At 36.9% G+C, this 14,275-nt stretch carries 15 protein-coding genes; 9 read left to right on the plus strand and 6 right to left on the minus strand.

All coding sequences use genetic code 11. The annotated features are described in order from the left end of the window. Nucleotides 1–6: 6 nt before the first annotated feature. Together QM481_RS08310 and QM481_RS08315 are read right to left on the minus strand one after the other, a co-directional pair. A complete protein-coding gene (locus tag QM481_RS08310) occupies nucleotides 7–936 on the minus strand; it encodes a hypothetical protein (protein ID WP_283381397.1) in 930 nt (309 codons plus the stop codon). Nucleotides 937–951: 15 nt separating this feature from the next. Beyond that, nucleotides 952–1,821, minus strand: coding sequence for a DUF58 domain-containing protein (locus tag QM481_RS08315; RefSeq protein ID WP_283381398.1), 870 nt, complete (start codon nucleotides 1,819–1,821; stop codon nucleotides 952–954). Between the two features lie 170 nt (nucleotides 1,822–1,991). On the opposite strand from QM481_RS08315, the gene QM481_RS08320 reads away from it, so the two are divergent. The 3 genes from QM481_RS08320 (at nucleotide 1,992) to QM481_RS08330 (ending at nucleotide 3,870) form a co-directional block, all read left to right on the plus strand. Beyond that, a complete protein-coding gene (locus QM481_RS08320) occupies nucleotides 1,992–2,369 on the plus strand; it encodes a DUF4296 domain-containing protein (RefSeq protein ID WP_283381399.1) in 378 nt (125 codons plus the stop codon). Nucleotides 2,370–2,586: 217 nt separating this feature from the next. Continuing rightward, entirely contained in the window at nucleotides 2,587–3,318 is a 732-nt protein-coding gene (locus QM481_RS08325) for a polyprenol monophosphomannose synthase (RefSeq protein ID WP_283381400.1), read from the plus strand. Nucleotides 3,319–3,324: 6 nt separating this feature from the next. Further along, nucleotides 3,325–3,870 (plus strand): CopD family protein, encoded by a 546-nt coding sequence (locus QM481_RS08330; RefSeq protein ID WP_166550926.1) that lies wholly within the window; start codon nucleotides 3,325–3,327, stop codon nucleotides 3,868–3,870. Nucleotides 3,871–3,963: 93 nt separating this feature from the next. On the opposite strand, the gene QM481_RS08335 is transcribed toward QM481_RS08330, so the two are convergent. The 3 genes from QM481_RS08335 to QM481_RS08345 all read right to left on the minus strand — a co-directional run bounded on the left by QM481_RS08335 (nucleotide 3,964) and on the right by QM481_RS08345 (nucleotide 7,931). Beyond that, nucleotides 3,964–4,836, minus strand: coding sequence for a 3-keto-disaccharide hydrolase (locus QM481_RS08335; protein ID WP_166550925.1), 873 nt, complete (start codon nucleotides 4,834–4,836; stop codon nucleotides 3,964–3,966). 332 nt (nucleotides 4,837–5,168) lie between these two features. Further along, on the minus strand, nucleotides 5,169–6,641 hold the full coding sequence (locus QM481_RS08340; protein ID WP_283381401.1) for an aldehyde dehydrogenase (NADP(+)): 1,473 nt from the start codon (nucleotides 6,639–6,641) through the stop codon (nucleotides 5,169–5,171). A 267-nt stretch (nucleotides 6,642–6,908) separates the two neighbouring features. Then, on the minus strand, nucleotides 6,909–7,931 hold the full coding sequence (locus QM481_RS08345; RefSeq protein ID WP_283381402.1) for a toxin-antitoxin system YwqK family antitoxin: 1,023 nt from the start codon (nucleotides 7,929–7,931) through the stop codon (nucleotides 6,909–6,911). A 238-nt stretch (nucleotides 7,932–8,169) separates the two neighbouring features. Here QM481_RS08345 and fcl point away from each other — a divergent pair, with 238 nt between their 5' ends. Then, nucleotides 8,170–9,111, plus strand: a complete 942-nt coding sequence (gene fcl, locus QM481_RS08350) for a GDP-L-fucose synthase (RefSeq protein WP_283381403.1) — start codon at nucleotides 8,170–8,172, stop codon at nucleotides 9,109–9,111. Between the two features lie 120 nt (nucleotides 9,112–9,231). Then, entirely contained in the window at nucleotides 9,232–9,963 is a 732-nt protein-coding gene (locus tag QM481_RS08355; protein ID WP_283381404.1) for an SAM-dependent methyltransferase, read from the plus strand. 65 nt (nucleotides 9,964–10,028) lie between these two features. On the opposite strand, the gene QM481_RS08360 is transcribed toward QM481_RS08355, so the two are convergent. After that, nucleotides 10,029–10,451 carry a YraN family protein gene (locus QM481_RS08360; protein ID WP_205690846.1) on the minus strand — a complete coding sequence of 141 codons (423 nt, stop codon included), beginning with the start codon at nucleotides 10,449–10,451 and terminating at the stop codon, nucleotides 10,029–10,031. Between the two features lie 23 nt (nucleotides 10,452–10,474). Between QM481_RS08360 and lipB the strand changes: the two genes are divergently transcribed. The 4 genes from lipB to QM481_RS08380 all read left to right on the plus strand — a co-directional run bounded on the left by lipB (nucleotide 10,475) and on the right by QM481_RS08380 (nucleotide 13,880). After that, on the plus strand, nucleotides 10,475–11,188 hold the full coding sequence (gene lipB, locus QM481_RS08365) for a lipoyl(octanoyl) transferase LipB (RefSeq protein WP_283381405.1): 714 nt from the start codon (nucleotides 10,475–10,477) through the stop codon (nucleotides 11,186–11,188). A 51-nt stretch (nucleotides 11,189–11,239) separates the two neighbouring features. Further along, complete coding sequence (locus QM481_RS08370; RefSeq protein ID WP_283381406.1) at nucleotides 11,240–11,647, plus strand: hypothetical protein; 408 nt, start codon at nucleotides 11,240–11,242, stop codon at nucleotides 11,645–11,647. A 59-nt stretch (nucleotides 11,648–11,706) separates the two neighbouring features. Further along, a complete protein-coding gene (locus QM481_RS08375; protein WP_283381407.1) occupies nucleotides 11,707–12,435 on the plus strand; it encodes a 3'-5' exonuclease in 729 nt (242 codons plus the stop codon). Nucleotides 12,436–12,701: 266 nt separating this feature from the next. Next, nucleotides 12,702–13,880, plus strand: a complete 1,179-nt coding sequence (locus tag QM481_RS08380) for a hypothetical protein (RefSeq protein WP_283381408.1) — start codon at nucleotides 12,702–12,704, stop codon at nucleotides 13,878–13,880. The last annotated feature ends 395 nt before the right edge of the window (nucleotides 13,881–14,275 follow it).

Below are 14,275 nucleotides of genomic sequence, written 5' to 3' on the forward strand. Positions count from 1 at the left end.
TCAACATTAAACTGGACTGTCGATAAGGTCTTGGCGATGTTCGCGGTAAAGACCTTCGGCTAGTTCTTGTAAAATTGCTAAAGATGAAACCGTTTTTTTGGAAAAGTTACCTCCATAAATAGTTGCGTCGATTTCTCGAAGAGCTTCTGGCAAACGAGCATCTTTGATATTGTCGAGAATTTCTTTGGTGGTAAATGTGGTAAAGGGTTTTTCCTCAAGACGTTCAATATATTTTTTCCAAAGCACAAGGGCTTTTTCTACATTTTCTAACCTTCTGTTTAGCTCATTTGTGTCCTTGCTAAGGCGCTGAAATACACGCTGATACTCGTCAAATCTTCTACGAAATTGGAAAAGTTTGATTTGTCGTTTAATGGGCTTTCCGAATAACCAAAAAATAATCATACCAAATGCTCCTAAGCCCATAAAAACCATAATCGTCAAAGGATAATTGGCTTGTTGCGTCAAATGAATAGGCTGGGTATCCATTTTGAGCTGCAAAGTGTCTATTTGAGCTTTGGCAGGAATCATCGACTGAAAGTAAATCGAGTCTTCGAGGGGCATCACCTTGGTACAGTCACTTTTGGTACGGATATAAACAGGCAACTGAAGTTTTTGAATCGGTTTTACTTCAAATGAAATCAAGGTATAAATAACACTATCAAGACTAATACCTTTTTGTGTTGAAGTGGGAGTATATTCCCTTTTAACTAGTTCGAATGGCGCAAAATTATAGGTAGAATCTGGGAAAAAAGCATCAAATTTTTCTGGATGCTTAAAACTTAGAATATATTTAACAGGAATGCCAATACCAATACTATCTTCCATAAACTTACCCTTTACCTGTGCCCAAGCTGATGTATGAGCCAATAATAAAGCCCATACCAGACCAAAGACCTTGATATAACGATAGATATTGTGAGAGGATAATAGCTTCATAAAAATTTTGCCTACTTATTTTTTGCGAACTTTAAATAATTTAATGAGCTTATTAACGTAATCTTCGGAGGCATCGATGGATAAATAATTGGCTTTATTTTGCTTACAAAGTTGTTCGAGTGTTTTGGAGTTATCTTCAAAAAGATTTTTCATACGATTTCTAAACCAACTAGATGAAGCGTTGACCCAAATGGTTTTTTTACTTTCGGTATCAAATACAGGAATAATGCCCAAACGAGGTAAGTTGGTTTCACGCTGGTCGTACAGGTGAATCACCACCAAATCATGTTTTCTAGCTAGCGCTTTTAGGTTGTCTTCGTAGCCAGTATCAATAAAATCAGAAACGATAAAAATAAGGCTACGACGCTTGAGCACCTCCAAGCCAAACAAAATCATCTTTTTGAGGTTGGTTCCTGCTGATTCAGGTTTGAGTTTGAAAAGCTCCAAAATCGTTCTATAGCCATGTTTGAGGGTGTTGGCGGGTTTGATGTATTTTTCTTTTTGGTCCGAAAAACACAACAATCCTACGTGACTGGCTTCTTTGATGGCAGATAGAGTTAGAACGCCACAAATTTCTTTAGCAGTATCTAATTTTGAGCGATCAGAGCGTCCTACATCTTGCGAAGCACTCACATCGACCATAAAAAATACGGTTTGTTCTTTTTCTTCCTTAAAGATTTTGACAAAAGTACCATGACCTTTAGCGGTGGTATTCCAGTCGATTAGGCGGACGTCATCGCCATATTGATATAAGCGTAAGTCGCTGAATTCTAGACCAGAACCTTTAAATACAGAATTGAAGTTACCTCGCATTTGGGAAGTAACCGCTTTGCGAATACGAATTTCAAATTTATGTAATTTCGCTAAAAAAGCCTGTGGGTTCATAGCCTTCTGAGTAGATGGAATTATTTCTGATTAAGAGAAATAACTCGAAACGCTGAAAGGAGTTCACACTTTTATAAAGTGAACCAAGTACTTGTAGATAAAAGTGTTAATAATTCCTAATTATCCAAGAATTGCTTTAAAACTACCTAAAATCCCTGTAATTTTGAAATGTGAGAGCAAGAATTCTTCTACTAATAGGGCTTTTGTCGGCATGTAGCACATCTGACAAACCCGAAAATTTGATTCCAGAGGACAAAATGATTACCCTTCTGGAAGAGGTGCATGTCGCTGAAAACCAAGTGAATAATTTACACATGGGCAGCGCAGATTCGTCATTGGTTGTCTATAAAGGTCTAGAAAAAGAAATTTTTAAGAAATACAGTATCGACACGGCTATTTATCATGCAAGCTTTAAATATTATGTGGCTCGACCAGAGCAATTTAAAGCTATGTACGAAAAAGTTGTGAAAGATCTCGAAGCCAAAAATGAACGTTATCTAAAAAAGCAACGTACGTCAAAACCTGATACTACCAAAAAGCCAATCTAACAAATGGCATGATAAAATTGTATCAGAGCCCAATACTTTCAAACACCTGTAAGAATGCACTTAAAATAAGTTTTTCTATTATCTGACAGAATTCAGTGTATTGGGGCTTATTTTAGGAAGTTATTCAAATTTTGAATCATTATTCTATCATTCTACTAATACAAGAGCAAAGAGCTCTATAGTTTTTTGAGAAAGAGCTATTAAAATCGTTTTATCAATGAACAATCGTATCGTCATTATCCCAACGTACAACGAAATTGAAAATATTGAAGCTATTATTCATAAAGTAATGAGTCTAGAACCAAGATTTGACTTGTTAATTGTGGATGATGGCTCTCCAGATGGGACTGCACTCAAGGTAAAAGAATTGCAAGTGCAATATGGTGAGAGACTTCATTTGCAAGAACGAAAAGGAAAGTTAGGACTAGGAACTGCCTATATCCATGGGTTCAAATATGCGTTGGCTCGTGGTTTTGAGTATATCTTTGAAATGGATGCTGACTTTTCTCACAATCCTGATGACTTAGTTCGTCTTTACAACGCTTGTGCCGTAGGAGGCGCGGATTTGGCCATAGGTTCACGTTATATCAAGGGTGTTAATGTTGTAAACTGGCCAATGGGACGTGTTTTGATGTCTTATTTTGCTGGATATTATGTGCGATTTATCACTCAGATGACTATTATGGATGTCACAGCAGGTTTTAAGTGCTACCGTGATACCGTTTTAAAAACGATTGATTTGGATAAAATTCGATTTGTAGGATACGCCTTTCAGGTAGAAATGAAATTTACCACTTGGAAATACGGCTTCAAAATTGAAGAAGTTCCAATAATCTTTACCGACCGTACCAAAGGAGAATCCAAAATGTCAGCTAATATCTTTAAGGAAGCTGTATTTGGGGTTATTCAGATGAAATGGTTGAGTTTATTCAAATCATACAAACGCTAGTCAGAAATGGATTATAACCATATCAAGGCCATACATATTATTTTTGTGGTGAGCTGGTTCGCTGGATTATTCTATTTGCCACGCTTATTTGTTTATCATACCGAAGCCAACACCAAGCCTGAACTCGAACGAGATATTATACAAGAGCAGTTCAAGAAGATGGAAAAGGTTTTGTTCAATGCCATCATGGTTCCCGCTATGTGGTTAACCCTTATTTCGGGTGCAACGTTGGTATATTGGTCTTGGTGGGATAGTTTCGCACAACATGGCTGGTTACATCTTAAATTAAGCTTTGTAGTAGGACTTTTGATTTACCATTTTCTTTGCCGAAAAATCATTTTTGAGCTTCGTGAAGGTAAATTTCGCTTTACCAGTTTTCAATTAAGACTTTATAATGAAGTCGCGACTATATTCCTTTTTGCAATTGTTTTTCTAGTAATCCTAAAAAATACTATTGACTGGATTTGGGGTGTAGTTGGTTTATTGGTTTTTGCAGTATTGATTATGACAGCCGTAAAAATTGCCAAATCACTTAGAGAGAAGAGAAAATAGCTTGAGAGTGACAAAGGTATTAAGGCACAAAGTGAAAACAAACTCTACACTTTGTGCCTTTGTTACTTTATGCCTTTGCCACTTTCCTAATACTTACTTTTTACCCTTTTTCTTAGCGTATTTGCAGGTATTAGGTAGAGATTTGATAAAATAAGACTTATAGTTCAAAGCTTTAGGATCTGTACAACCTTCTAGTTGTAACACTTCAACTTTGCGGAATTCAACAGGATGGCTTTCGCTTTGGAGTGAAATATATCCCTCATTCAATAGCTTTCCATCAGGCTTAAATGCAGGGTTATAGGCATCAACATTACCCCCTCCTACTTGAGGCTTTTGATATTCCAATACCATTTCTCCATTTACATAATGTCTTACCAATGAATCACCCAAGACCATTACTTCGGCTCTTACCCATTGGTCACCGTCGTATGTTTTTGATTTGGAGTTGATACAGTGTGGCGTAAATAACTTGCCATTCATTTCTACATTTGTTCCTGGGGTACAAAGATTACAAGTAGTACGCTCGCCCTTGCCTGAGCCACCTAAAAGCTGTACTTCAATCGAAATTGGAAAATCTTGGTCTTTCCCCATTGACGCTGCTGGCTGACAGTGAAGCATGATACCGCTGTTACGATATGCCCATCCTGGTCCTTCAGGCGCTTGCTCGCCTACAAAACGATATTCAGTAGCGATGATGTAGTTGGAGAATTTCTTTTTGTAGAAAATATGACCAAATTTTTCATCAAACTTATCGTAACCATCATACGACACAACCAATTTTCCGTCTTTTACACGAAACGTGTTGGCAAAGTTGTCATTCAAATCATAATGGCGGATTTTGATGTCCCAGCCATCTAAGTTTTTTCCATTAAATAGTTGCTCCCATTCTTTTGTATCACTCTTTTTTTGTCCAAAAGTCATACACGAAAGTCCTAAAAGCAGAGAGGTAATCAGACGTTTTTTCATTGTTATTGATAGTTGGTAATTAATTTCAGTAAATTCTGTAGGTAAAATAAATTTTATCGGCAATAGGCTTTAAGCGTTATGCTGTAAGCTAAAAGTTTCAAAGTGTTTCTATAAAAATCTTAATACATTTTAAAAAATGACTACGGCATATTTTGCACTCAAAATTCACAACTATTGCAGATTTGGGATTTCTGATTTCGGATATAAAGTAAAATACCTTTATTTTTACAAAATATAGAAGCCTACACTTCCGAAATCCAACATCCGATATCCGAAATAAATGGTTTTTATAATTCTTAGTACACTCAAAATTCACAATTCAGCACTAATATCTATCTAGTCCATTCATCGTTGACAATCCTCCAAATATTCAGCGGATTTTGACTTTGTAGTTCGGCTGGTAATAGTTTTTCTGGAAAATTTTGAAAACTGGCTGGTCGTACCCAACGTTTGATGGCGTCAGGTCCTACTGCACCAAAACGAGCATCAGTAGTTGCTGGAAATGGCCCACCGTGTTGCATGGCATAACATACTTCCACACCAGTAGGCACACCATTGAAAATCAATCGACCACAGATATTTCTCAGTGTTTCAACAATTTCAGGATTGTCTTGTAGCTCTTCTTCTGTTGCCATCAAGGTGGAGGTCAGTTGACCTTCTAAATGTTGGATAACCTGCAATAAGTTGTCTAGATCCGTACATTTCACAATCAAGGAATAAGGACCAAATACTTCTTGATGTAAAGTAGGATTTTCTAAAAATATACTACTCGATACCGAGGCTATGGTTGGAATAGCCTGAATAATACCAGTTTTTTCGACTAATGATTCTACCTCTGTTTTGACACCTTCTTGTGACAGCGCTACTGTTCTTTTTCCTTCAAAATTCTGATAAATGCCTGCATTGAGCATAGCTGCTGGTGCTACCTGTTCAACGGCTTTACTGAGCGTTTCGATGAAAGTATCTAAATCTGGATTATCTATTGCCAGAATTAGCCCAGGATTAGTGCAAAACTGCCCCATACCCAAAGTAATTGAATTGGCATAAGTAAGAGCCACTTGTGATGCCTCTGCTTTGAGTTTTTCAGGCATTAGCACTACAGGATTGATACTTCCCATTTCTGAAAATACAGGAATTGGCTCAGGACGCTGGTTGGCCAAATCAAAAAGTGCCTTTCCTCCATTGAGCGACCCCGTAAAACCAACGGCTTTGGCTATAGGATGCAATACCAATGCTCGACCAACTTCAAAGCTGTGTCCAGCCACGTGTGCAAATGTACCATCTGGTAAACCACAAGTTGATACAGCTTTTAAAACAGCTTCTGCGACCATTTCGGAGGTTTTGGCATGAGCGGGGTGACCTTTTACCACAACTGGACAACCAGCAGCCAAAGCCGAGGCGGTATCACCTCCTGCCGTAGAATAAGCAAAAGGAAAATTACTAGCACCAAAAACTACAACTGGACCAATTGGAATCAACATTTTGCGAATATCTGGGCGAGGCATCGGTGCTCGTTCAGGCAATGCGGTATCAATACGAGCCTCAACCCACGAGCCTTCCTCTAGCAAACGGGCATTGGTTTCGAGCTGAAAGCAGGTACGTGTGTGCTCGCCTATGAGTCGAGCCTCTGGAATATTAGTTTCTTGATGTGCTGTTTGAATTAAACTATCACCTAAATCCAAGATATTTTGTGCAATTGTTCTGAGAAAAACAGCTTTATCTTTTCCTGAAACTTTACGATATATCTTAAAAGCCTCAGAGGCTTTTTGCATGACTGAATCAATATGTTGCTGAAGATTTTCCATGAGTTTGTTTTTTGTAAAGAACTATAGAGAAGACTAAGACATGGAAAAAACTATTTCCTACATTTTGGTACCCTAAAATCATTTCATGAGCAATTTAACAGCCTATCTGTAATTTAGTATTCTTGACTGAAGGTTATCTTTTATAAATGGAGGTTCCTCTCATATTTCAACTGCATACAATCATGATAAAATACAAAAAGCCTAAGGGATACCCCTCAGGCTTAAAAAATATTTTTAACGCTTTAGGCAGAACTCAAAGGCTAAACCCTAATTGTCGTCATCCTCTGCCTTACGCTTTTGTTGCTTAGGTGCTTCATAAATCAATTTTCCTGTATTATCTCTCTCTTGAAGAACAACCGCTTCGCCTTTTTCGAATTTATCTTTGGGATACATCGTTTCTTTTTTCAGACGACCCATAGCACCAAATTGATGATATTCTCTCCAACGACCTACCTTGATACTATCTTCAAATTTCCCTTCTTCTTTGAGTTGTCCACCATCGTAAAATGAACGATATTCACCCGTTACTTTCCCAAATTTTACAGGTATTACTTCTTTTAATTTCTTTTGTTCTTTGTCATAATACGAAAAATGAGATTCAGCTGGAAAGCCATTTTTGTATTTGTCTTTAGTCAAAAGAATATACTCTTGATTGTAAGTTTCCCAACGACCATCTTTGACACCAACATAAAAAAAACCTTCTTCAACCAATTCATCGTTGACGTATTTCTTGTAAGGACCATGACAGACTTCACCATAATCTAAGTCTTTACGAGGAGTATTAGTAATACGACGTAGTTTGGGATCATACCACCAGATTTCTTTGGCATAAGTACTTGGAGTTGCCTCGTCAGGGTTTCTCAGAACATTGATTTCTTCCACAGTGAAGCGGTTTCCCGTACCATATTCACCGATACGGCGTTCAAACTTGATTCCCGAATATTCGTCTTTAGGTGCTTTTTTTACTTTTTTACCTTTCTTGGTATCTTTTTTTACTTTCAAACCAAGGTCACCGCTTAAGTCAGCTGAAAACTCTTCGGCTTTTTCTTTATTATTTTTTATATCGTCTTTTACGTCCGCAATAGTCTTCTTTGCATTTTTGATATTATCGAGCACATCAGTCTGGATAAGTCCTCCCAAAATCCCTTTTTTGCGAGCGGTAGTATCGGTTTTGGGCTTACTACTCGACTTAAATTCGTCTTTTTGTTGGGCAATACAAGTTACAGTACTATGAAGTAGTAAGATGGAAATCAACGAGATAAAAGTAGTGGGAAAGGATAAACTTCTCATGGGTAGCACGTAGTCAAAGGCTAATCTATTACTTTTGCAAACGAAAAATTTGCTTATTTATTTTTAAACAAAAGAAGGAAGAGAAATCTTGTTATCCAAATTTCAACAAAAAGCCTTCTGGCAAAACTCTTGAATTTAGGTGATATTTGTAAACTTTTGTTTTGCAAAAAAATGTTATTTAAGATATAAATCGCTGGAAATGATTCTGTTTTCCAGAACATCAATAATCAATTAACCCGTGGAAAAAGACGCAAAAATCTATGTAGCAGGACATCGTGGAATGGTGGGTTCTGCCATTTTACGAGCATTACAAAAAGTAGGATATACCAATTTTCTGCTTCGCACATCTAAGGAATTAGACTTACGCAACCAACAGGCAGTAGCCGATTTCTTTGCTGCCGAAAAACCTGACTATGTATTCCTTGCTGCTGCTAAAGTGGGTGGTATTGTAGCTAATAACACTTATCGTGCCGATTTCTTGTACGAAAACCTTTCGATACAGAACAATGTCATTCATAGTGCTTATGTGAATAAGGTGACGAAATTGATGTTTTTGGGTTCTTCTTGTATTTATCCAAAATTAGCGCCACAGCCTTTAAAAGAAGAATACTTGTTGAGTGGCTATTTAGAATATACTAATGAGCCTTATGCTATTGCCAAAATTGCAGGTATCAAAATGTGCGAAGAATATCGCAATCAGTATGGCTGTAATTTTATTTCGGCAATGCCTACCAATTTGTATGGTCCTAATGATAATTATGACTTACAAAACTCGCACGTATTGCCAGCAATGATTCGTAAATTTCATGAGGCAAAAATCAACGGTGCTCCTAACGTAACACTGTGGGGTACAGGCTCTCCTATGCGTGAGTTCTTACACGCTGACGATTTGGCAGAAGCATGCTTATATTTGATGGAAAATTACAACGAACGTGAGTTGGTAAACATAGGGACAGGTACCGATGTAACTATCAAAGAATTAGCGAATACCGTAAAAAATGTAGTAGGTTTTGAAGGTGAACTCGTATGGGATACCTCTAAACCAGATGGTACACCACGCAAATTGATGGATGTTTCAAAACTACACAGTTATGGTTGGAAACATAAAATTGAATTAGAAGATGGAATTGGTTTGGCTTATCAAGATTTCTTGACCAATCATGACGCTTTAAGATTGTAAAAAATAGCTTAAGGTTAATCACAACCAATAACCTGAAGTAAAATAGTAATAGAGTTATCATCAAAAGCTTACAAACCTTCCTGATAACATATCACTATTCACCAGTAACAAACATTTACAATGATGACGAAAGAATGGTTTAGCTCGTGGTTTGACTCGCCTTATTATCACATTCTTTACAAAGAACGTGATGACAAGGAGGCTCAGCTTTTTATGGACCAACTATCATCGTATTTACAAATTCAGCCAGAACATCATATTATGGATTTGGCCTGTGGTAAGGGGCGTCACGCTATTTATCTCAATCAAAAAGGGTTTGAGGTAACCGGCGTTGACTTATCGCCACAGAGTATAGCTTTTGCTAAAATTTACGAAAATGCACATCTTCATTTTTTTGTGCACGATATGCGTGAAGTTTTTGAAGAAAGATATTTCGATTTTATCCTAAACATGTTCACTAGTTTTGGCTATCTCGAAAATCACGACGAAAATATCAAGGCATTTCAGGCGGCAGCTCGCAACCTGCGCAAAGGAGGTATTTTTGTGATGGATTTTTTCAATACAGAATACGTGAAAAAACAATTATTACCTTTTCAGGTAAAAGAAATTGACGGTATTCGTTTTGAGATTACTAAAACCTTACAAGATGGCTTTATCATCAAAGATATAGATTTTATGGATGAGGGTCATGAGTATCACTTTCATGAAAAAGTACAGGCTATTTCATTGACTGATTTTCAGCATTATTTCTCAGCGGCGGGTTTAAAACTCAAGCAAATTTTTGGGGATTATCATCTCAATGCTTTTGATATTGAAACATCGCCAAGAATGATTTTTATTTTAGAAAAATAGCGTAAACTTAGCCAAAAGGGACAAAGCAAAGCTTTGTGAATAGGCTTTGCCCCTTTTGCTAACATCTAATAAAAGGCATCTTCAAAGTGCTTGATTTCGAAACCATCTGAGCGAAAAACAATCGAAATGACATCAAATCGTATTTGTTTGTGCCAATTGGTTTTGTAAACATAAAAATCAGCGGCACGTTTTACCAAGGAAACTTTGAGTTTGCTAACTGCGGCTTCGGGCATTCCAAATTTGATATTCTTGCGGGATTTTACCTCAACAAAGACTAAAAAAATGCCTTTTCGGATAATTAAATCCACTTCGGCATGACCATAACGGTAATTTCGGGCTACAATTTCGTAGCCTTTGTCGATTAAATAGGACGCTGCCAAGTCTTCTGCTTCGCGACCAGTGTCTAGGTGTTCGGCCATTGAATTATCTACTAGGGTTTGTTGTTTGATAAGAAAATAAATATTTTTTACTTTAAATTTCTTTGGCACTAGAAAGAACAGTGTTGTGAAAAATGGAACAGCATAAAAAGGTAAAGTTTCAGAGTTTAGGAGTAATAGATTACCAAGAAGCTTGGGATTATCAAGAAAAACTCCATGCTGAAATAGTAGAGATTAAACTACAAAACCGTAAAGTTAGTCCTGAGGAAACCCCAAGGGCAACGCCTAACTATCTTTTGTTTTGTCAGCATCCACATGTATATACGCTAGGAAAAAGTGGTAAACCAGAGCATTTATTGTTGGACGACGAAGGTTTGGAGAAGTATCATGCTCAGTATTTTAAAATCAACCGAGGAGGCGACATTACCTATCATGGTTACGGTCAATTGGTGGGTTATCCGATTTTTGATTTAGAAAATTTCTTTACCGATATTCATCGATATATGCGTTTTATGGAGGAAGCCGTGATTCGTACTTGCGCAGATTACGGTATCGAAGCAGGTCGTATCGATGGGCTCACAGGTGTATGGATTGATTTTGTTGAACAAAAAAATCCCCGTAAAATCTGTGCAATGGGCGTAAAAGCTAGTCGTTGGGTCACTATGCACGGCTTTGCCTTGAATGTAAATACCGACATGAGTTATTTTTCTCATATTGTACCCTGTGGAATCGACGATAAAGCTGTGACTTCAATTTCGTTGGAAGTTGGTCGAGAGATAGAAATGGCTGAAGTAGAAAGCCGTATGCTAGCGCATTTGAAAGATATATTTGAATTTGAAGTAGCGTAAAATTAGGTTTAAAAAGCTGTTGAAAACAGCTAACCACACAACAAAGCATTTATGAAAAAAGATATAATCCATCCTACCGTCGATGGTGTAAAAGTAGCGGTTGCACGTCGTCAGGATGACCTTGGAAATGTCCTTTGGGATGTATATTTAATTAATCGCTTGAAAAATCCTATTGATACCGTATTTGTAACATCAAGTGGTTATGGAATTGATTTGGAAGGAAATAAAATCAAAACGGCTTCTTTACGTCATTTTTTTAAAGAAATTCCTGCTGAAGAAATCGTCAGAATAGAGCCTATCTCCCCTGATGTTTTTCATATTAATAATGAATATTGGGTGAGTTATTATATTGGAAATCAGATTTTTGATAAAAAGTTTATCTTTGTTCCAGAAAGTATTCGTGAAGAAAACCTAATTCCAATAGCTCAATTGGAGCTTGAAGGGGTACTTCATGAATAATCATTTTGGCTGATAGATTACTATCAGCCAGTTTTACTACACTTTAACCATTACCTTCTATGCTTGACTTAGCTAAAATCGCAAAAAATCTCTTATTTATTGATATCGAAACTGTTTCTGCTCACGGAAGTTGGGACGAAGTGCCTACACGTATGCAAGAATTTTGGTCAAAAAAAGCAAGTTATATGCAAAACCCTCACCAATACGATGAGGGAAAATTGTATTTTGAACGAGCGGGGATTTATGCTGAGTTTGGTAAAGTCGTAGCGATTGGCTTAGGCTTTTTTCATTGGGACGACGACAATCAACTTTGTTTTAAGGTAAAAACGCTCACTGCTGATTCGGAAACAGAACTTCTATCGCAATTCTCATCACTCATTGAATCCAAATATAAAGGTAATAGTCTCATGCTTTGTGCACACAACGGCAAGGAGTTTGATTACCCATATCTATGTAGACGAATGTTGGTAAATGGCGTTAATATTCCAAAATCCTTACAATTAGCAGGTAAGAAACCATGGGAAATACCTCATTTGGATACTTTAGAGTTGTGGAAGTTTGGTGATAAGAAAAATTATACCTCTCTAGATTTACTGGCAGCTATTTTCAATATACCAAGCAGTAAGGTTGAGTTGAGTGGCGATTTGGTAAATCACACCTATTATGTGGAAAAAGACCTTCCTAAAATTGCCAGATATTGCCAAGAAGATGTGGTCGTATTAGCGCAGCTCTATCTCAAATTTCATAATCTCCCTTTAGTTCCTGAAGACAATATCGAAAGAATTTAAGTGAAAATAAGTTACAAGTTAATAGTAGATCAGTTATTGGATTTTGGCAGTATAACCTACTTTGGGGAAGTAATAAAGGTGGGTTTTCATATTTCCGAAATCAAAAATCTCAAATCCGAAATAACACATTCACTAAATCATAACTCACTCAATAGCAATAAGTATTAGTACTTATTCAACCGATGTACCTACAGGGAAAAATCAGGAATATAGAGTTCATATCCTTAAATTCTCTAAATTTGATGTTTTAATGCTATCAATAAGCCATGAAACATTATATACTCTTAATCACTAGCCTCCTATATCTGCTTGGTATTAATTACAGCCACGCGCAGTTATATACACAATCCAAAGCTGAAAAAGCTCTTCAGACCTATCGTGAGGAATTATTAGGCTTTAGAAAAGAACATCCTAAAAAGCGTAACCTTCCCGATGCAAAGTTTTTCTTTTTCGGAATGGGTAACCGTCCTAAAATGTTTTATAAGGACGGACGTATTATTTCACTAAGCGATAAACGTGTAATTCGCCGTTGGAAAGTAAAATCTGCCCTGATTGTACCTTCGGAATATTTGGTTCATTTGGAGTTGCAAGACGGGCGTGCTGTCGATATTCAAGAAGATGAAACAGGCATTTATGTGTATGAAAATAGCCTTCAGATTATTCTTGCCGAAAGTCCTATTACCTTACCAACCTTTAGTGATAAAAAATTCCCTACGGTATTAAGAACGCTACATCATGAACTGTTGATAAATATTCAAGATGGGAAACCGCTAGTAAATACCACAGTTTATACCAAACCTTGGTTTAAAAGTGCCGCAATCATCACAATGGCGCTAAAAAAGACGAATAATTTACCGTTAGTAGAAGCTTGGATTAAAGGCTTGAATACGCCTTTCGACCGTAATAATAATGCTGGCTATGCAGAGGCTGACAACCTAGGGCAGGTATTATATATGCTTTCGACTGTTGCTGATAAAAAGCACCCTTTGGTGAGTAAAATTTTGGATGAAGCCGATAATTTTGACAAAGGAGGTTTCATTGAAGGTCGTACTGCTGATATGCTTCCGCATCCTGTTTATCAGACAAAATGGTTGAAATTTGGCTTGAAAGAGATGCAGTTACCCGATAAATACAAAATTCCTACACAATATGATTCGTTCTCTTCTCTGATTTGGTGGGATTTTCAAAAAGACTATGTGAAAGGAGATCAAGTCGATGATAACTTAGCCTTAAACTCTCCACAATATGTATGGGCCGAAGATCATTTTTTCAAACAAAATAAAGGTCCAATCTCAGCACGAGAATACCCTTTGACTTGGGAGGCAGAAGTAACAGATTTGAAATACGAATCATTGGGAGTTATTGACCAAACTTTGGTTGATTTACGTATTGCCCCAACCAATGCTTGGCAGGCTGCTGAAATGTTGTTGCTTTTGTTGGAGTAGAATATTGTAAGGACAAAGTGTCAAGTAGCAAAGTCACAAAGTGGATGATGAAATTATCTATTTCGGATTTCTGATGTAGGATTTCGGAAGTGTAATCTAATCTATTTCATGGTATGTTATCTCTAAATTGAGTTCATGAATGATTATGGTAAAATTTTGTGCTAACTGTAGATACGTAATCCTTACGTACCAATCCAAGTCAACTCTAGCATAATGATATTAAAAAAGCGGTCGAAATAAATAATTTTCAACCGCTTTTTTAATGAAATTTTTAATGACTTTTGTTGATATTATCAATCAAAATTCTACCGATTTAGACGCAAAGTATTGCGTCTCTACAAGTAAAATTCAAATAGGAGTTCTGAGCACCTGTCATTAGATTTGGAATGATTCAT

The organism is Flectobacillus rivi, assembly GCF_030056655.1.
Classification (GTDB): Bacteria; Bacteroidota; Bacteroidia; order Cytophagales; family Spirosomataceae; genus Flectobacillus; species Flectobacillus rivi.

Coding starts and splice junctions, on each gene's coding strand:
- QM481_RS08310 (WP_283381397.1), bottom strand. CDS start 936: ATGAAGCTATTATCCTCTCACAATATCTATCGTTATATCAAGGTCTTT.
- QM481_RS08315 (WP_283381398.1), bottom strand. CDS start 1,821: ATGAACCCACAGGCTTTTTTAGCGAAATTACATAAATTTGAAATTCGT.
- QM481_RS08325 (WP_283381400.1), top strand. CDS start 2,587: ATGAACAATCGTATCGTCATTATCCCAACGTACAACGAAATTGAAAAT.
- QM481_RS08330 (WP_166550926.1), top strand. CDS start 3,325: ATGGATTATAACCATATCAAGGCCATACATATTATTTTTGTGGTGAGC.
- QM481_RS08335 (WP_166550925.1), bottom strand. CDS start 4,836: ATGAAAAAACGTCTGATTACCTCTCTGCTTTTAGGACTTTCGTGTATG.
- QM481_RS08340 (WP_283381401.1), bottom strand. CDS start 6,641: ATGGAAAATCTTCAGCAACATATTGATTCAGTCATGCAAAAAGCCTCT.
- QM481_RS08345 (WP_283381402.1), bottom strand. CDS start 7,931: ATGAGAAGTTTATCCTTTCCCACTACTTTTATCTCGTTGATTTCCATC.
- QM481_RS08355 (WP_283381404.1), top strand. CDS start 9,232: ATGATGACGAAAGAATGGTTTAGCTCGTGGTTTGACTCGCCTTATTAT.
- lipB (WP_283381405.1), top strand. CDS start 10,475: ATGGAACAGCATAAAAAGGTAAAGTTTCAGAGTTTAGGAGTAATAGAT.
- QM481_RS08370 (WP_283381406.1), top strand. CDS start 11,240: ATGAAAAAAGATATAATCCATCCTACCGTCGATGGTGTAAAAGTAGCG.
- QM481_RS08375 (WP_283381407.1), top strand. CDS start 11,707: ATGCTTGACTTAGCTAAAATCGCAAAAAATCTCTTATTTATTGATATC.
- QM481_RS08380 (WP_283381408.1), top strand. CDS start 12,702: ATGAAACATTATATACTCTTAATCACTAGCCTCCTATATCTGCTTGGT.